Consider the following 19,608-nt stretch of genomic DNA (forward strand, 5'->3'; position numbering starts at 1 on the left):
AATAACAAGTTAATTTGAAATGGGGTTATACTCTAGGGATTCGGATACTTTTACTACAGGATACTCCGTTTTCAATGTCTCTTCAATGTGTTTTATATCTTGTATCTGTTGTTTATAAATGGATACATCCTCTAAATTAACTTTGTGTTTATTGAATTCTACATGTTCTTCATTAAGGAGTATACGGATAACTTCCGTTGACATGTCCTTTTGTTTTAGGGTAACTGAATCAGCAAGTATTTTTTTCTTTATTACAAGCTCTTCGCGTTTAATTGGTACAGTAAAGGTTTTTTCTTCCGTGATAGTCTCCCTATAAATATTTACTTTTCCAGTTTGCATCCATTCTTTTGCTATCTCAAGCTCTTCCTTTTTAATGTTAAATGTTACCATACATTCCTCCTCCATTGTTAAAAAAACACCTCACGAATCATGACCATTCGGAGGTGCTTCTTACATTATTTATTCGTGATGGCCTTCAATATCAACTATATCAGCATTGCCAATTTTATTTACTCGAGCTTCTTCTCGCTTAAGGGTTTCATCTATATGCTCAGTACCTTCTATAGAACGTTTATGGGCTGAAATTTCCGATGTTACTACTGTATGTTTATCTACAGCAACTTTTTCTTCACTAACAGGAATTTTAATGGTTTGTTCTTGAGTGATTGGTGAATCACTTGCTTCATTGTTTAAGCTTTTTCTTTCAATTACTACTTCTTCGCGCATTACAGGGACATCAATTGACTTTTGTTCTTCAATAATTTCCTTGCCAAATTCTACGTCACCTTTATGAACGCTACTTTTAGCAATATCTAGCTCTTCTTTCCGAAGACGAATATTTGCAACATCAGCACTAGTATCTTTTTTACTATCATCACCATTAACAAATCCCTCATGTAATTTCATATATACACACCTCCGTAAGATAATATATTTTTCATTAATATATTTCCCTTTATAGAAATATATTATCCTGTTAAAAAAATGGAAGATAAAACAATAGGTCCCTAAAGGAATTCATATGAATTAATACTTAGTGCTAATTAATGACTTTAAGTCACCCTTTTGTTTAAATTCCATATACTATATTGTGTGGATAATTTATTGGGAGGTAAACTATGTATTGTTATACTTATATTAATCAATTTTCTTGTATTTTCAACGAACTTCAATTATGGACTCATATATCAAGTGATCATCCAAGTTTTCTTAAGACTGTAGCTACACTTTCTAACATTAAACTACCAAAAGTTACAGAGGATAAGCTTGATGAGATTCATAAAATGTTTATGGGATTATATAATAAAGTAATAAACTTAAAAAAAGCTGTAAATGTCAACCCTAATCTATACGCACAGCATAATGCAGGAATAAAAAACTTGATTGATGAATTTATAATTCATGATACTCATGCTATAAACTTTTATCAGCAATTGTTGATGTTTGGAACAGAAAATAAGGTGTGGATAGAATTGGTTAAGCATATTATCAATGAACAAGCTTTTATGCTTGAATTGTTTAATGATTTAAGACAACAATTAAGCTAAAGCTTTTTATTAAATATATTTACTTTTCATATTTTGTTTTTAATGTCGGAGAAGCAGCCTTAGATGGAAGCTTCTTTTTGGCTTTATTATGTACAATGTAAAACTCCATCAAATATATTATGATTGAATCTTGATTTAATAATAAATTGTAAATTTTAATAGAAAATTTTTAAAGTATATAGTGTAAAAACTATATCGTAGAACAGTTAAAAGATATAATAAAAGAATGTAATTAACATTTCTCACTTGCCACGTGGGGGGCACTATTTTTTATATATAGCATATTATATAATAATAAAAGGCTATATGCAAAATAGGAGGATTTTATGATATATCTTGATAATGCTGCCACTAGTTTTCCAAAGCCAACGGAAGTTTATTCCCAAGTATTAAATTGCATGGAGAATTATGCTGCAAATCCTGGCAGAAGTTCTCATGATATGGCAATTGAGGCTTCAGCTAAAATTATGGATACAAGACAAGAGCTTAGTGAACTTTTCAACATTCCTAATATGTTTAATATTGTTTTTACAAGTAATGCTACCGAGGCACTGAACATAGGGATAAAAGGAATATTAAAACCAGGAGATCATGTTATTAGCACAGTAATTGAGCATAATTCAGTTCTAAGACCATTAAATTATCTAAGTGAGAAAGGAATAGCATTTACGCTTCTTCCTGTAGATCAAAATGGATATTTGGATATTAATAATCTTAAAAAGGAGATCCGTAGAAATACCAAAGCAATAATAGTAAACCATACTTCCAATGTACTAGGAACGGTTCAAGACATAAGAGCTATAGGTGAACTTGTCAAAAAATCAGGAATAATTTTCATGGTTGACGCATCGCAGAGTGCGGGAGTTATATCTATAGATGTAGCCCGGGACAATATTGATTTATTAGCTTTTCCAGGTCATAAAGGATTATATGGTCCCCAGGGAACAGGAGGTTTATATATAAGAGAAGGATTAGAAGTGGATTCGTTTAAACAAGGGGGAACTGGAAGTGAATCTTTTTCTATGAAACAACCTGACTTTTTACCTGATAGATTTGAAAGTGGAACCTTAAATACACCAGGAATAGCAGGACTATGCGCGGGTATAAGGTTTATTAGAAAAGTAGGAATAGAAAATATAAGAAAACATGAAATAATGCTCGTAGAATATTTAGTAAAAGAATTAAGTGAATTATCTTATGTTAAAATTTATGGAGGGACTGATTATAAAAATAGAGGAGCAGTAGTATCGTTGAATCTCGACAATCTAGATAGCTCTGAAGTAGGAGAGCTATTAAATAAGAAAGGAATAGCAGTAAGAACAGGGTTTCACTGTGCACCTTTAATACATGAAATAATTGGTACGAATAGCAGAGGCACAGTTAGAATAAGTCCAGGGTATTTTAATAATTTAGAAGATATTGAAAAACTTATTAACGCTTTAAAATATATACATGAAAAAAGGTCTCTTTAAAAGAGGCTTTTTTATGTATATCCATAAATGAGAAAATTTAAATGATACTTTTGTATTTCATAGAGGTTATTTTTTGAAATATAAAAACCTTTCATCAACATGTGAATATTATGATATTAGGAAGAGGTATTCAATAAATATGCAATTTAAATATTTATTGAAATTTCAAGTGAAATACTTTTCTTATTTGTAGTAAATAGGAGTTGAAGCTAATGAAATTTAAATATCTTGTAGTTTTAGTTTCTAATAATCATTCAACATTATTATATAAAAATCTGCTCCGTAAAGGTTGTGAAATTGATTTAATATCAGCCCCCAGTAATATTGCAAGAGGATGTACTAAAGCTATTAGATTTGACGAAAGTGATACAAATATTGTAGTACAGGAAATAAAGAATAATAAATTAATTATTAAAGGAATCTACAAAATAGTAAATGAGAGCAACGGAACTAGTTATGTACTAATTTCGTAGATTTTATAAACTTAAAGGGCTTAGAAACATGCCCTTTAAGTTTGTTTTAATTTTAAGTTCTAATATTATTAATATCTTGCTTTTTCTTATACTGATATGATAGATGTAAAATCGGGTATAACTGAAACTATTTTAACGTGTTTAATAAAATCTTCAGAGTGTATTTTCCAAGTATGTTCCTCTAAATTTTTATGCCTCATTAGAACATAATTGTATTTATCAGAAGAAAAAATTTTGAATCCGGATTCATGACAATCTTCAAGGAATAGTTTGTCTTCTCCAAAAGTTATATTTTGAAATTTAACACTATCAAAAACTTCCTTCTTAGCTGCAATAGTGCCACCAGCCACTGCGAAAACATATCTGTACTCCCAATTACTGCACATAGTACCTAAAGTATTCTTATCCTCAAAATATACAAAGTAAGTTAACTTGCCTGTTATTTGGGCATCAGTATATTTAAATACATTCATAGTATCCTCTAAATAGTTGGAACCATAATAATCATCGTCATCCATTTTAGAAATGTAATCATATTTTGAATTTTCAACTCCAAAATTTAAACATTCACCAAGTGTACAAGTTTCATCTAATTGAAATATTTTAATATCTTTAAAATTCGCAAATTTAAGCTTACATTCATTTAAACTAATTTTATTATTATTTATAATTAATAGTAACTCTTTTATAGGATAATTAGATCTTTCATAGTTTATAAAAATATTTTCAATATAATTAGGTTTATTAGTACAAGCAATTATAGATACTCCAGGTTTAAAATCTTGTTTTAATTTTTCTCTAAACTTCACAATTAATATCTTCTCTCTGTTGAATTCTTCAATCATAAATTACCTCCATAGTTAGATTTAAAGTAGAAATTAAATGGCATAGTATACATTATTCCTATATATAATTATTGTTAATTATTTGTGTATCCAATTATAAAAATAAAAAGTAAGTACATTATTCTATATACATAAATATAATAAATATTAAGTGTATCAATTATTAGAGGGGTATGAGTTTTGATAGAGTGTATTAATGAATTATATGAAATTGAAGATGCAAACAACGTAGATATTTCAATAATTATTCCCTGTAAAAATGAGGTTAGCAATATAAAATGGACAATAGATTCATTACTGGAGTCTAAAAATCATCTTAAGTGTGAAATTGTAGTAGTAGATGATGCTTCAACAGATGGAAGCACAGAGTTTTTAAAATCTTATATAAGTGAGGACAAATACAAAGATATTATTTTAATTAAGACTAATAATATAGGAGCAGCAGCAGCAAGAAATATGGGGGCCAAAGTTGCTAAGGGAAAATACTTATTTTTCTTTGATGCCCATGTAAAAGTACCTGATATGTGGGCAGATAATTTAATTAACACTTTAGAAAAGGCTAAGGCATCACTCGTGGCGCCGTGTATTGCAGATATTACAGATATATCATTAGCAGGTTATGGCCAGACGTGGAATGATGAATTTAAAATTACCTGGTTTTCAAAAAAACCAAAGGAGGGGGACGAGATTCCACTAGCGGGTGGTGCAGCTCTTGGAATAACCAGAGAGGCATTTGATAAAATAGGCGGATTTGATCATCTTTTTCAGGTATGGGGTAGAGAGGATGAAGAGATATGCCTTAAAGCATGGCTTTATGGATATAGAATGGTTATTAATCCTGATGTTATAGTACAACATCTTTTTAGAAAAAGTCATCCATATAAAGTAACCCTTGCAAATGTTACCTATAATACTATATGTCTTGCTTGTTCACATTTTGAAATGGAAAGACTTAAGAAGGTTATGGATATGGCTAGAAGAGATTATTATTTTTCTACTGCGGCAGGTGAGATAGATAGAAATTCAGGTTTAATTGTAAGGCAGAGAAATAAATATGCAATAGAACGTGTATATGATGATAAGTATTTCTTTGAAAAATTTAATATTTTATTTTAATATTACCTACTTAAAGAAGGATATCCTCACATTTGTGAGGATATCCTTAAATTTAACTAGCAGCATGGTTTACATGTAGGACATGGTGGACATATTGTTGGGCAAACTGGTGGTGTACATGGTGTGTTAGGGCAAGAAGGTGTAGGACATACGTCAGGTAGACCAAAGGAACCAATGAATTTTACAACAGTATTATCACAAGTATTGCCAGTTACTGTAGAACAATCTTCACATTGCTCTTGAGAAGCAGTAACAGTAACAGTAAGAGTATTAGTGGCTATAGGTTTAGGTTGTGCTTCGCTTAATGTTGGTGGACATTGTTGATAACTTACAATATTATTTATACTTAGTGATCCTTCGCAACATATAGCTCCATTTAAAGGATTAGTGCAACCAGTACCATTGCTAAAACATGCTTCACCTACAGCGTTACCTGTAAAGGCTCTATATTGAATACAGCCAACTACCCTTTTAGGATATAATGCTATGCAAAAATCAGGGCAGCCTGCTCCAGGTGAGCAGACAACATTACAAGGACAAGGATCTGTAAAGCAGAATAAGCCACTATTATATTGTATAGTTGTAAGGCTATTGTTGATAGTTACAGAAAAACCTTTTGGAATGGATGTTTTACAACAAAAATCTATTGTCTTTACACAGTCTGAACAGTCAGGAGTACATGTAGGAATAGCTCTAAAACCAGCCTTAGTAGCACTAAATCCATTTGATGCCATAAGCTCTTTAAGAGTCTCTTCAGTTAATGTAGTTGCTATCTGCTTTTCAGATAGACTTTCCATTTCTAGCATTATGTCCTTAATTTCTTTTTTTGTAGTACATTCTTTCACAATACTTACCTCCCCTTTAAACAAATATAAATATTTCTAGCTTTATATCTACACTACCATAATATGAATTAGCATAGAATGTGTGCTAATTTCTGAAAAAATATTAAAGTTATAATTAGCAATATGGTTAGCATATTTTATATAAAGAATAATTTAAAAGAAGGGGTAAAGTAATGTTTTTGCCTGAAAAAACTTTTTATGTTTTAAAGCAATCAGACTATACTACATGGAATTTTACATATGATAAAAACAAGGGAATTTTATATAGAATATTAAAAGAAGATAAAGAATCTAATTATAATGAGCTAGAAAAAGAAAGTAGCGGGAACTTTTCTGTGTTATTGCTTCCTAATGATGATATATATTTCTTATATGAAGATTTAAAGGGAAACATAATGTTGCGCATTTTAAAGGGGAATAAATGGAGTGAGGATATAGTTATTCTAAAAAAGAGTACTGAAATATATGACATCTCTTTTAAGGCTATATTGAATAAAAATCAAATTTATTTATTTTATAATGTACTAAATAAAAAAACTAAAATTAGAACATTATTTAATCAAGTAGTAGATGAAAATTTTAATCTAGCATCACCTAAAATAATAGATAAAAGCAGTGATAGATACAATCATTCTTTCACCATTGTTGCAGATGATAACAACAAGCTACTAATTATGTATGAAAAATTACAAAAAAATTATAAACTTGGATATAAGATTTTAAATACTGAATTAGGTAACTGGTCAGATTTTCATATAATAGATGAAAGTGATAATCCATTTATAGATTATTCACTATTGTCAATTAACAATACTATACATTCACTATATATAAAAAAGGAAAAGGTTAAAAACATCTTAATTTATTCACAGAGTGAGACTATTAAAGAAAGATATAACAGATTATTTGAGGGCTCGGATATAAAATCCTGTTCTTTTTTTGCCATAGAAGGTCATTTATATTGTTCATGGATAAATAATAATGAAATTTATAACTGTTTCACAAAGGATAAGGGGAAAACCTTTAGTTCGCCTTCCTCTATCGAATTATTAGCTTCATTGGATGTTATAAAATCAATATATAAGTCTAACTTAACTAGAAGTATAAGGAATTTAATTATTAATGAAATGTATGTAATGGATGATGATGAGGTTGAAGTTTTAATAATTCCAAATGAATATAATATTTTAGATAATGGTATGAATAATAAAGATGAAAATTATAAAGAATGTGACCAGTGCTTATTAGAGGCTAAATCTTATTTAAATGTTGCTTATAATAAAATGCTTATATACGAAAAACAATTGAGACAGAAAGATGAGTTAATTACTCTATTCAATAATAGTATACAAGAATATGTTATTAGAGTTCAAATATATGAAAATAAATTAAAAGATATAAATACACAGTGTGTAAAATTTCAAGAGGATAAGAAGTTATTAAGTGAAAATATAGATTACCTTCAAGAGAGTTTAATAAGTAAGGAAAATAAAATCAATGAGTTAGAAAATGCTAGTATGGAGCAAGGAAAAGAAATATTAATTTTAAAAGAGCAGTTTGATGAAAAAGATAAACAAATTACAAAATTGCAAGAGAAAAGCTCCCAGCAAGATAGGGTTAATATGGAAGATGAAAGTAGAATTTTATTATTTATTGAAGAAGTTGAGATTTTAAGAGATCAATTAGAAGATTTAAACTCAAAATTAATGATATCTAACTCTAAGATCAATGAATCTTTTTTTAAAAGAATATTTAGTAATAGATAGAAATCTAAATACAATATTATGATATATGAATAAGTTTAAATACTTATTAAAGATTACTGCATTAAATTAATGTAGTAATTTTTTTATTTATGTAACAAAAGCAGGTAGTAGAGTAATATAATATACTGAACTTTAAAACTATGTATAAACGGATATTTAATATATATAGTTCTAGATTTAATTACAAAATTTTTTAAAGAGGCGTGATATTTATGAAAGGTATAATTCTAGCAGGAGGAACGGGATCAAGACTGTATCCTTTAATAAAAGCAACTAATAAACATTTACTTCCTGTAGGAAAATATCCAATGATATATTATTTAATTGCTAAAATGAAACAAGCAGATATTACTGATATTATGATTATTTCAGGAAAAGAGCATATGGGTGCTATAGTAAATTTATTAGGTAGTGGATATGAATATGGAGTTAAATATACCTTTAGAATACAAGATCAACCTGGAGGGATAGCAGAAGCACTAGGATTATGTGAGGAGTTTGTAGGAAAAGATAGTTGCACTGTATTACTTGGAGACAATATATTTGAAGATGACATTTGCGAATATGTAAAAAACTTTAAAAAAAGAGGGCAAGGCGCAGAGCTATTGTTAAAAAAAGTACCAGATCCTGAGAGATATGGAATAGCAGAAATTGAAAACGGTAGAATAATTTCAATAGAGGAAAAACCTAAGAATCCTAAAGGGGATTGCTGTGTTACAGGGATATATATGTATGATAATAGAGTGTTTCAGGTTATTAAAGAATTAAAACCTTCTTCTAGAGGGGAACTTGAAATTACTGATGTTAACAATTGGTATTTAAAAGACGGTTCTCTTACCTACGATATTATGAAGGGTTGGTGGACAGATGCTGGAACCTTTAGTTCATTAATGAATGCTAATATATTAGCTAAAGATATAGATTTAGATTATATATTGAGTAGAGATTTTAAGGTAGAGAATTTATGAAAAGAACAAATTGGGGGAGAAAAGAATGAAAACGTATCTTGTAACCGGTGGGGCGGGATTTATAGGTTCTAATTTTATAATATATATGCTGAAAAAATACAATGATAAAAAAATCATTAATCTTGATAAGTTAACTTATGCTGGAAACCTTGAAAATGTTAAAGAAGTAGAGAATAACCCTAATTATAAATTTGTAAATGCTGATATATGTGATAAAGAAACAGTTAATAAAATATTTGAAGAAAATGACATTGATTATGTTGTTAATTTTGCGGCTGAATCACATGTGGATAGAAGTATTGGGGGTCCTGAAATTTTTATAAAAACAAATATAATAGGTACTACTAATTTATTAAATACAGCTAAGGATGCATGGAAAACTAAAGAAGGCTTCAAAAAAGGCAAGAAGTTTTTACAAGTATCTACGGATGAAGTGTACGGCTCTTTAGGAGATGTAGGATACTTTACAGAGAACACTCCATTAGATCCTCATAGTCCTTATTCTGCAAGTAAAGCATCAGCAGATTTAATTGTTAAGGCATATTATGATACTTATAAAATGCCTATTAATATAACTAGATGTTCGAATAATTATGGGCCATATCAATTTCCAGAAAAGCTGATACCGCTTATTATTAATAATTGTTTAAATAAAAAACCAATACCTGTTTATGGAGATGGGTTAAATATAAGAGATTGGATATATGTTGAAGACCACTATAGAGCTATTGACATGGTTATTAAAAAAGGAAAAACAGGAAAAGTTTACAATATCGGTGGTCATAATGAGAAAAGTAACATTGATATAGTAAAAATAATAATAAAATTTCTCAACGAAAATGTTGATAATACTATAACAGAAGAGCTTATAAAATACGTAGAAGATAGAAAAGGACACGATAGAAGATATGCAATAGATTCTAGTAATATAGAGAATGAATTGAGCTTCAAACCAGAAATGACATTTGAAGCAGGAATTGAAAAAACTATTAAGTGGTATCTAGAGAATGTAATATGGCTTAATAATGTTACCTCTGGAGAATATCAAAATTATTATAAAAAAATGTATGAATCCATTTAGATTAAGAGGTAATATAAATAAAGTATTTTTTTGAAAAACATCTTAACTGTAAATTTAAAAAAACCAATGATATTTCAAAACCAAAGTCCCTTACTTCTATAAGTAGGGGACCCATGTTATAAAAAAGATAAAACACAAATTATTTTTTGAACTGGAGAGTATTGTAGCATCAAAGATTATTATTTAACTAATATTAGCAGAAAGGAAGAATTATAATGGCTAAATTTAAGTTCTGTGAAACATTTATAAGCGGATTATATGTTATAGAACCAATAGTTTTTAGTGATAGTAGAGGTTGTTTTTTAGAAACTTATAACTATGAAGAATTTAAAGAAGTTGGTATTGACATGATTTTTGTTCAAGACAATCAATCAAAGTCTAAAAAAGGAGTACTACGGGGATTGCATTTTCAAAAGAAACATCCCCAAGGTAAACTAGTTAGAATTATAAAAGGTGAAGTTTTTGATGTGGCAGTAGATTTAAGAAAAGATTCAGAAACTTATGGAAAATGGTATGGCTGTATTTTAAGTGAAAATAATAATAAACAATTTTATATTCCGAAGGGTTTTGCTCATGGATTTTTAGTTCTTTCTGAGGAAGCTGAGTTTGCGTACAAGTGCACAGATTTTTATAAGCCAAAAGATGAATATGGGATAATGTGGAATGACGCTAAATTAAATATTAATTGGCCAGTACAAGATCTTAATGAAGTTATATTATCTGATAAGGATAAACAGTGGGGTAAATTTGAAGAATAATATTTATGTTGGAGAGATAATATGGTTACAAGTATAGTAATTTTAACTTACAATAAACTTAAATATACAAAAAAATGTATAGAAAGCATAAGAGAATATACGGATAAAAATAATTATGAAATTATTGTAGTAGATAACCATTCTACTGATGGTACCGGTGATTGGCTAAATAATCAGCGAGACATAAAAACAATATTTAATGAAGAAAATGTTGGTTTTCCAAAAGGATGTAATCAAGGAATAAATATTACTGATGGGGATAATATTCTACTTTTAAATAATGATGTGGTAGTTACTCCAAATTGGCTTGAAAATTTAAATAATTGTTTATATAGTTCTCAAGATATAGGTGCAGTTGGGGCAGTTTCTAATAGGTGTCCTTATTACCAGCAAATAAGTGTAGAATACAATACCCTGGAAGAAATGATATGTTTTGCAGAAAAATATAATATCTCTGATGAAAATAAATGGGAGGAAAGGTTAAAGTTAATTGGGTTTTGTATGTGTATCAAAAGAGAAGTGATAGAAAAAATTGGGCTACTTGATGAAGAATTCACTCCAGGAAATTTTGAGGATGACGATTATTCTTTAAGAATAAGAAAAGCTAAATATAGATTAATGCTTTGCATGGATACCTTTATACATCACTATGGTAACGTTACTTTTGGTGAAAATCCATATGAGTATTCTAATATTCTAGAAAAAAATCAAAAGAAGTTTGAAAAAAAGTGGGGATTTAGTTGGGAAAATTGTAAATCTATAAGTTATGAAATAATTAAACTAATAAATAGACTCAGGTTAGAAGAATTTAACCTATTAGAAATTGGTTGTGGCTGTGGTGCAAATTTACTAGAAATAAAAAATATTTTTAAAAAGGCTAATATATATGGGATAGAACCAAATAAAAATGCTGGAGAAATAGCGAAAACTTTTGCAAAGGTTATTATTGGAAACATTGATGATTGTGAATTAGATTATGAAGACAGATGTTTTGATTATATGATTTTTTCAAGTATACAATTAGATTCAAATGAATCCTCCGATATTCTAATATTTATAAAAAAATATCTAAAAGGTGATGGGCTAATATTAATAAATAATTTTAATACTAAGTTTACCCAATTATAGAATTTAACTATTTAATATTTTAGATTAATATGTTTATAAGGAGATGGTACCAACTTATTCCATACTGACAATTATGCAAGTGCACTTTTTAACTGATTGCATATAATAAATGGGAGAACACTTTTCTTTGTTATAAAGTTAAGAGAAAGAAGGAGGTTTATTTTATTATGATTCCTAAAGTAGATAAGGAATTTTTCTGGGATTGCTATGATATTTATTCACAGATAGATTCGGATTTTGGAGGAGGGAGCCCTTTTTATAAAACATATCTTATGGCATATCTTATTAAATATCAAAATATGAAAACATTTGTTGAAATTGGTGTTTACAAGGGTAAATGTTTGCTACCTTTGGCATATATTATTAAGCAAAATGAAGGGGTTGCTATTGGAATAGATCCATACAATAATATGTGTACAAGGCAATATGATGTTGAAGAAGAAAAATGCGTTGCTATAAATGAGTTTACTGATAAATTTAATTTTAACAAGATATATAAAGATGTTTTAGAAAAAAAAGAAGCTATGGGTTTGTCTTCAAATTGCGAAATTATTAATAAGACGTCAGAAAGTGCATGGGAAGATCTGATGTCAAAGAAAACTGTAATAAATATGCTTCATATAGATGGAAACCGTGACACAAAGTATGTTGTTATGGATGCAGAAAAGTATATTCCAATGGTAAGTGATTTTGGTGTTGTTGTATTTGATGTTATTAATTGGGACAGTGTTAATGTTGTGTATCAAAAATATAAAGCGGAGCTAATACCAATATTTGAATGTGATACTTTTGCAATACTGCTTAAAGCAGAAAGAACTCAGACAAATCTAGACAAAGCAAAAGTAATGGAGAAAAAAATTAGTTATTTATATAAGAAATTATTGTACATGAATAAAGAAATAGATGAGGGAATCATTGATACTAAAATTCCTAATGTAGCTCTTGGGATTTTAACATATAACCATGAAAAATATATTGAAGAATGCCTTGATGGAATTTTTTTTCAAAAAGGAAAATTCAATAAAAATGTTTTTATAGTTGATGATTGTTCAACAGACAGTACATATGAAAAAATATGTACTTACATTAAACAATATGAAAATAAGCTAAAAGATTTTGATATTAAAATTGTAAGAAATGATCTAAATAAAGGTGTAGTAAAAACATTTCAATCACTTGTGCATATGACTAAAGGGTTTGATTATGTCTCATTCTGTGAGGGAGATGATTATTGGATAAATCCCAATAGAGTAAAGAGTCACATCGATTTTTTGAAGAATAATCCTGAATGTTGTATGTCATTTAATCAGGCTTGTGTATTGTGGCAAGATACGGGAGTTTTTGAAGAATCAGAAATTCATTGTGGTCTGAATAAACGAGTACAAAATATTGATGATGTTTTAAAATTAAATATTGTTGGAAATGAAAGCTGTGCATTTTACGATGGGCGTGTAATTGATCTTTTACCTGACTCTCTGTTTGAAGTGTTCATAGGTGATTGGATGTTTAATATATTTTGTGCAACATTCGGAGATATTGGTTATATACCTGATTTAATGAGCGTCTATAGAAAACATTCTGGTGGTATATGGACTAGGTTGAGTGGTATGCAACAGATGAATGATATAATTAAGAACCTGGATGAATATAACAGCTATATGGAATTTATATATGACATAGAGTATACAAAACTACGTAATACTTGCATTGTAGAATATAAGGGTAATTTTTCAGAAAATCTTGATCTTGTAATAATAGATGATGTTTTTCCATGCGATATGAGTGGATTTCGTTATCAAGAGTTTACAAGTTATCTTGAAGAAATAGAGAATACAAAAATAATATGTACGGGTCAAACAATTGAGCAATTTCTACATTTAAATGTGGATGAGGTGATTATTAAATATAAGCGTAGATTTCCTGATTTTTCAGGAAAAGTGTGTAGGTATGATTACTGGAGGCCCATAGGGTGTAAGCTTATGTACTTTATTTTTCCAACAAATGCATATAATGCATTGCCTATTATGGAGCATTATCATATCCCATTTATTTTTACACTTTATCCAGGTGGAGGTTTTGCATTAAATAATTCTGAATCTGATCAAAGGATTAAGATACTTATGGAATCGCCTTATTTTAAAAAAGTTATTGTAACCCAACAGGTTACAAATGATTATTTAATAAATAATAAATTTTGTTCACTTGAAAAAATTGAATTTATTTTTGGTGGAGTTATGCCTCTTATTGAATATAATAAAGCAAAATCATATAACAAAGTAAGGTATGGATTCGAAAAGGAAAATTTTGATATATGCTTTGTTGCACAGAAGTACACAGAAAAAGGCGAAGACAAAGGATATGATGTATTTATTGATATAGCAAAAGTTCTTTGCGGTATGTATGCAAATATCCATTTTCATGTGGTGGGTGGATTTGATGAAAATGATATTGATATATCAGATATAAAAAATCACATAACATTTTACGGAACACTCAATATAAATAATTTTGATTCTTTTTTTACAGACAAAGATATTATTATTTCACCTAATATTGATGGAAAGATGAGTCATGGTAATTTTGACGGATTTCCTACAGGTTCTTGTGTGGAGGCGGGACTTAGAAAAACAGCAATATTTTGCACGGATCCATTAAATTTAAATGGGGACAGAATAGTAAATGCTAAAGAGATTGTTATAATACCTCATGATGCTAAAAAAGCAAGCGAAATTATAGAATATTACTATAAAAGTCCACAGTTGATAAAAGACATAGGTGATAATTGTCAGGAAAAGTTGCTTTACTTGTTTAGTTATGAATACCAAATTGCTCCAAGGATTAAGATGCTAAAAGATGAAATAGAAAAGTCATTAAGATGAAATTAAGATCCAATATAAAAATTCTATATTATGAAAGTTGGTGTAATAATGAAGAACATCGTTATATGTGGAGCAGGTGGATTTGGACGTGAAGTTGCATGGTTGATTGAAAATATTAATAAGGTGAAAAAACAATGGAATATAATGGGATTTGTTGACAACACTCCTGAGTTAAAAGAAAAAATTATTAATAATTATCCTGTTCTTGGAGATGAGAGCTGGTTTGATGGTATTGAGTATCCCATTTATACAGTTTGTGCTATTGGCAGTAGTAACGGGAAAAGAAGTTGGATTGAAAGAATTAGTAAGAATAAAAATATACGATTTGCTACACTTATAGATCCTAATGCCAATATTTGTAATGTGGTACAAATTGGTGAAGGTACCATTATATGTGCAGGAACAATTGTAACTGTTAACATCAAAATTGGAAATCATGTAATTATAAATCTTGATTGTACAGTGGGCCATGATGCTATTATTCTTGATTATTGTACTATTAATCCAAGTGTAAATATATCGGGTAATGTATATATTAGTTCTATGGTTGAAGTTGGAACAGGTACTAATATTATTCAAGGAAAAAGTATAGGAACAAATTCTATTATTGGTGCTGGTTCAGTTGTAACGAAAGATATACCAGATTATTGTACAGCGGTGGGAATACCTGCAAAACCAATTAAATTTCACTCTGAGCAAAAGGGTATATTAGAAAACTGTAAATAATTTTGTAAACTATAAGTAACTCCTTCTTGTAATAATTTAGATAATAAATTATTACAAGAAGGAGTTACTTTATATGTCAAATTATTTTAATTATGAATTATTGAGTTTTCAGAGTATATTTTATAATTACAAATTCAATATGATATAACAAATTCTATCAACATCCTCTAAACTTAAATCAGCATAAAGTGGTAATGTTAGTACTCGTTTCGCAATATGCTGCGCTATTGGTGTTTTATTTACATTAAATTTTCCATGATAGCAATCAAAGGTATTAGTTAATGGATAAAAATATTTTCTCGCAAATATATTATTTTCCTTTAATTTATCACACACTTCATTTCTACTAAAACCAAATACTTTTTCATCAAATACAACTGGGAAATAAGCATAGTTTGATTGAATATTCTCTTTATCATACATTATTTTAATCCCATTTATATTTGAAAGCCAGCTGCGATATCTTTCAACTACAGTTTTTCTTTTGGATATTTCTTCTGTTATATGACGTAGATTACAAATACCCATAGCTGCTTGAAATTCATTCATTTTTGCATTAGAACCAACACCATCTACCATTTCTTGTGATTCAATACCAAAGTTTTTTAATTTATATAGCTGTTTTCCAATATTCTCATTAGAAAATGTTACTGCTCCACCTTCGATAGTATTATATACTTTTGTAGCATGAAAGCTAAACATAGTGGCATCTCCAAATCTTCCTATACCTTGTCCATTTACTTTTTCGCCAAAAGTATGAGCTGCATCATAAATTACTTTCAAATCGTATTTACTAGCGATCCTCTCAATTTCATGGATATTGCAAATATGTCCATAAACATGGACAGGCAGAATAGCAGTTGTTTTATCTGTTATTAATCTTTCTATTTTTGTTACATCCATAGTATAATCATCTGAATTAATATCACAAAAAACAGGAGTTAATCCATTTCTTACAATGGCATGTGTTGTTGATGCAAATGTAAAAGGTGTTGTAATAACTTCCCCTGTTAGATTCATCGCTTGAATTAAAAGTTCTAATGCCATATGCCCATTGGTAAATAATGAAATATTATCTACTCCTAAATATTTAATAAGATCCTGTTCTAATTGTTTGTGAAATTCTCCTATATTAGTTAGCCATGCTGTATCCCAAATTGATTTTATTTCATTTGTGTATTCCTCTAGTGGAGGCATAGACGAACGAGTTACTAATATTGGTTTTTGATTCATTATCATTCACCTCAAAAATTAATTTGCTAACTTGGGCCTGAATAATTAAAAGAATATTACTAATCTTTTCTACATTATATTTTTGAAACTTTTCTGCATATTCGTAAGAAGAAAAATGTTCTCCCATTTATTTTATGCAATCAGTCTAAAAGTGTACCTGCATAATTTTCAATATGGAATAAGTCTGACCTAATGCTAATATTAAAAATGAAAGCCCTTTTGCATTAAAGCAGAAGGGACTAAGGTGACTCCCTTAAATACAGAACACTATGACATGCTTATGAGTGAAGTGAGTGAACTAAAACGAATGATTCATAAAACTAAAATGTTATACATATATATTAATAACATGCAAAAACATTTTAAAAACTGTAAAGGGGCAAATGAAGGATAGTAAATTTATACAAGGAGGTAAGTAAAATGAAAGAAAATAAAATGGTATTTATTACTTGTGTAAATAATGAAGATTTATATCAGATATGCTTATCATATATTCAAAAACTTCAAGTACCTGAATGCATGGAAATTGAAATAATATCAATAAGAGATGCTAAAAGTATGACCTCAGCCTATAATTTGGCTATGCTAAAAAATGATTCTAAATATAAAGTGTACCTTCATCAGGATGTTTATATACAAAATACAAATTTTATTTTTGATATAATAAATGTGTTCAAAAGAGATGTGAAAATAGGGATTATAGGCATGATAGGCGCAAAAATCATTCCAGTATCAGGAATTTGGTGGGAAGATTATTGTAGAGTAGGAAAGGTTTATAGCAATCATAGCGGAGCTATGGAATTACTTAACTTTGATGAAGTTAAAGACTTGTATACTGAATTAAAAGGAATAGATGGACTAATAATGATAACACAATATGATTTACCTTGGAGAGAAGATATATTTGATGGATGGCATTTTTATGATATTTCGCAAAGTCTTGAATTCATAAGTAAAGGATTTAAGGTAGTTGTTCCCAAACAGCAAGTTGCATGGTGTATTCATGATTGTGGATATTTAAATGTAAGTGGATTTGAAGAATATAGAAATAAATTTTTAGACAATTATTCCAAAGACATATTACCATTAGTTAGTATATTGATACCTACTTACAATCAAACTTGCTATCTTAAGCAAGCTCTTAATTCTGCATTGAATCAAAGTTATAGAAATATCGAAATTATTATATGTGATGACAGTACGACCAGTTATGTACAAGAGTTAGTAGAGAAATATATGCTTAAGAGTAATAAAATTAAGTATATTAATAATGGTGGGCCATGTGGATTTAGAGGGAAGATTAATAAACAAAAGTGCTTTGAAGCATCATCAGGTGAGTATATAAGCTATTTGTTACATGATGATCTTTACAACTCAAATAAAATAGATAGGATGATTAATTACTTCCTTTATGACGATACACTTTCGCTCATAACAAGCTACAGAAGAATGATTAGTGAAAATGGTGAATATCTCAGCGATAGTTTTAGATCCGTATGTCAATATTCTAATGATATTCGTTTAACTGGAGAAGAGGCAGGAAGAAAGATTCTTTTTTCTATGATTAACTATATTGGTGAAGAAACCACTGCCATGTTTAGAAGAAATGTGGTGGATTTTGATGATACTTACAATACCATCATTGATTATGACAAATATAAAATATATTGCTTAAGTGATATAGCTTTATGGTTAAATTTATTAAGAAGAGGAAATATGATTTATATTACTGAACAATTAAGTAATTTTAGAATCCATAACTCTCAGAATTCAAAAGATAAGATTTTAGTTTGTTGGGCTTCAATTGATTTTTTCAATATGATTATTTCTTCCTATGAAAACAAAGTGTTTATTAGAAATAGAAAAGAACTTTTAGAAAGCCTTATGGCTTGGTATAAGGAGTATGCTGGAGATTTAATTATGTTTAGTAATCTCTATAATGATAGATTAAAAGATAATAAAGAGATAATGAAACTTAGGGATGAATATATAAAATGCTATACTAAATTTATAACTATACTATTGGATTAACTTTTAACAAAATAAAAAATATTAGGGAGGAGATAGGATGAAAGCGGGGATAATGCAACCATATTTATTTCCATACATCGGATATTTTCAAACAATAAACGCTGTTGATAAATATGTAGTTTATGATGATGTGCAATTTATAAAAGGTGGATGGATAAATAGAAATAGGCTACTCATTAATGGAAAAGCTAGTATGGTTACTTTAAAAATTAGAAAGGAAGATTTCAAACTAAATATAAATGAAATGTTTTTATTGGATAATTTTGAATATGAAAATAATAAAGTTTTAAAATCTATAGAATTGGTATATTCAAGAGCGCCATACTTTAGCAATACAATTGATGTTATAAGAGAGATTTTAACTTATAAAGATAAAAACCTTTCTAAATTTATTATAAATAGCATAGTGATAATTTGTAAATTTTTAGATATTAGTACAGAATTAATTATTTCTTCACAACTAAAGAAAGATACATCACTTAAAGCAGAAGAAAAAATCATACATATAAACAAAATATTGGGTTCAAATACTTATATTAATGCCATAGGGGGTATGGGATTATATTCAAAGGATAAATTTAAAGAGCAGGAAATAGATTTATTTTTTATAAAAATGAAAGAGATAAAATATAAGCAATTTAACGATGATTTCATTCCGAATTTATCAATTATAGATGTATTGATGTTTAATTCTAAGGAAGAAGTTAAGCGATTATTAAATGAATATGAGTTGGTATAAA

18 protein-coding genes are annotated in these 19,608 nt (G+C 28.6%); 13 read left to right on the forward strand and 5 right to left on the reverse strand.

The features are described 5' to 3' along the window. Positions 1–9: 9 nt before the first annotated feature. A complete protein-coding gene (locus tag ACREV6_RS11750; protein ID WP_431578196.1) occupies positions 10–390 on the reverse strand; it encodes a YsnF/AvaK domain-containing protein in 381 nt (126 codons plus the stop codon). Between the two features lie 69 nt (positions 391–459). Further along, entirely contained in the window at positions 460–906 is a 447-nt protein-coding gene (locus ACREV6_RS11755; protein WP_431578197.1) for a YsnF/AvaK domain-containing protein, read from the reverse strand. 212 nt (positions 907–1,118) lie between these two features. Here ACREV6_RS11755 and ACREV6_RS11760 point away from each other — a divergent pair, with 212 nt between their 5' ends. From ACREV6_RS11760 to ACREV6_RS11770, 3 genes are all read left to right on the forward strand, one after another. Next, on the forward strand, positions 1,119–1,547 hold the full coding sequence (locus ACREV6_RS11760) for a DUF2935 domain-containing protein (RefSeq protein WP_431578198.1): 429 nt from the start codon (positions 1,119–1,121) through the stop codon (positions 1,545–1,547). A gap of 326 nt (positions 1,548–1,873) precedes the next feature. After that, positions 1,874–3,019 carry an aminotransferase class V-fold PLP-dependent enzyme gene (locus ACREV6_RS11765; protein ID WP_431578199.1) on the forward strand — a complete coding sequence of 382 codons (1,146 nt, stop codon included), beginning with the start codon at positions 1,874–1,876 and terminating at the stop codon, positions 3,017–3,019. 212 nt (positions 3,020–3,231) lie between these two features. Next, a complete protein-coding gene (locus ACREV6_RS11770) occupies positions 3,232–3,492 on the forward strand; it encodes a putative Se/S carrier protein (RefSeq protein WP_431578200.1) in 261 nt (86 codons plus the stop codon). 86 nt (positions 3,493–3,578) lie between these two features. Here ACREV6_RS11770 and ACREV6_RS11775 read toward each other — a convergent pair whose 3' ends face one another. Further along, the gene (locus tag ACREV6_RS11775) at positions 3,579–4,337 is read right to left on the reverse strand and encodes a glycosyltransferase family 2 protein (RefSeq protein ID WP_431578201.1); all 759 of its coding nucleotides are present in this window, start codon (positions 4,335–4,337) and stop codon (positions 3,579–3,581) included. A 180-nt stretch (positions 4,338–4,517) separates the two neighbouring features. Between ACREV6_RS11775 and ACREV6_RS11780 the strand changes: the two genes are divergently transcribed. Next, positions 4,518–5,453 carry a glycosyltransferase family 2 protein gene (locus ACREV6_RS11780; protein ID WP_431578202.1) on the forward strand — a complete coding sequence of 312 codons (936 nt, stop codon included), beginning with the start codon at positions 4,518–4,520 and terminating at the stop codon, positions 5,451–5,453. Positions 5,454–5,509: 56 nt separating this feature from the next. Here the strand turns inward: ACREV6_RS11780 and ACREV6_RS11785 are convergent, their stop codons facing one another. After that, a complete protein-coding gene (locus ACREV6_RS11785; protein ID WP_431578203.1) occupies positions 5,510–6,298 on the reverse strand; it encodes a hypothetical protein in 789 nt (262 codons plus the stop codon). A 173-nt stretch (positions 6,299–6,471) separates the two neighbouring features. Here ACREV6_RS11785 and ACREV6_RS11790 point away from each other — a divergent pair, with 173 nt between their 5' ends. The 7 genes from ACREV6_RS11790 to ACREV6_RS11820 all read left to right on the forward strand — a co-directional run bounded on the left by ACREV6_RS11790 (position 6,472) and on the right by ACREV6_RS11820 (position 15,604). Continuing rightward, on the forward strand, positions 6,472–8,064 hold the full coding sequence (locus ACREV6_RS11790) for a hypothetical protein (RefSeq protein ID WP_431578204.1): 1,593 nt from the start codon (positions 6,472–6,474) through the stop codon (positions 8,062–8,064). Positions 8,065–8,276: 212 nt separating this feature from the next. Then, entirely contained in the window at positions 8,277–9,032 is a 756-nt protein-coding gene (locus ACREV6_RS11795; protein WP_431578205.1) for a sugar phosphate nucleotidyltransferase, read from the forward strand. A gap of 25 nt (positions 9,033–9,057) precedes the next feature. Beyond that, positions 9,058–10,113: a dTDP-glucose 4,6-dehydratase gene (gene rfbB / locus ACREV6_RS11800; RefSeq protein ID WP_431578206.1), complete on the forward strand. Its 1,056-nt coding sequence runs from the start codon at positions 9,058–9,060 to the stop codon at positions 10,111–10,113. Positions 10,114–10,328: 215 nt separating this feature from the next. Continuing rightward, positions 10,329–10,871, forward strand: a complete 543-nt coding sequence (rfbC, locus tag ACREV6_RS11805) for a dTDP-4-dehydrorhamnose 3,5-epimerase (RefSeq protein WP_431578207.1) — start codon at positions 10,329–10,331, stop codon at positions 10,869–10,871. A 21-nt stretch (positions 10,872–10,892) separates the two neighbouring features. Then, positions 10,893–11,999 carry a glycosyltransferase gene (locus ACREV6_RS11810; protein ID WP_431578208.1) on the forward strand — a complete coding sequence of 369 codons (1,107 nt, stop codon included), beginning with the start codon at positions 10,893–10,895 and terminating at the stop codon, positions 11,997–11,999. A 167-nt stretch (positions 12,000–12,166) separates the two neighbouring features. Then, positions 12,167–14,878, forward strand: coding sequence for a glycosyltransferase (locus ACREV6_RS11815; protein ID WP_431578209.1), 2,712 nt, complete (start codon positions 12,167–12,169; stop codon positions 14,876–14,878). A 30-nt stretch (positions 14,879–14,908) separates the two neighbouring features. Further along, the gene (locus ACREV6_RS11820) at positions 14,909–15,604 is read left to right on the forward strand and encodes an acetyltransferase (protein ID WP_431578210.1); all 696 of its coding nucleotides are present in this window, start codon (positions 14,909–14,911) and stop codon (positions 15,602–15,604) included. A gap of 126 nt (positions 15,605–15,730) precedes the next feature. On the opposite strand, the gene ACREV6_RS11825 is transcribed toward ACREV6_RS11820, so the two are convergent. Continuing rightward, a complete protein-coding gene (locus ACREV6_RS11825; RefSeq protein WP_431578211.1) occupies positions 15,731–16,837 on the reverse strand; it encodes a DegT/DnrJ/EryC1/StrS family aminotransferase in 1,107 nt (368 codons plus the stop codon). Positions 16,838–17,257: 420 nt separating this feature from the next. Between ACREV6_RS11825 and ACREV6_RS11830 the strand changes: the two genes are divergently transcribed. Both ACREV6_RS11830 and ACREV6_RS11835 read left to right on the forward strand, forming a co-directional pair. Beyond that, positions 17,258–18,868 (forward strand): glycosyltransferase, encoded by a 1,611-nt coding sequence (locus tag ACREV6_RS11830; protein ID WP_431578212.1) that lies wholly within the window; start codon positions 17,258–17,260, stop codon positions 18,866–18,868. A gap of 37 nt (positions 18,869–18,905) precedes the next feature. Beyond that, entirely contained in the window at positions 18,906–19,607 is a 702-nt protein-coding gene (locus ACREV6_RS11835) for a WbqC family protein (protein WP_431578213.1), read from the forward strand. The last annotated feature ends 1 nt before the right edge of the window (position 19,608 follow it).

Origin of the sequence: Clostridium sp., from assembly GCF_050717515.1 — a bacterium.
Taxonomy (GTDB): domain Bacteria; phylum Bacillota; class Clostridia; order Clostridiales; family Clostridiaceae; genus Clostridium_AD.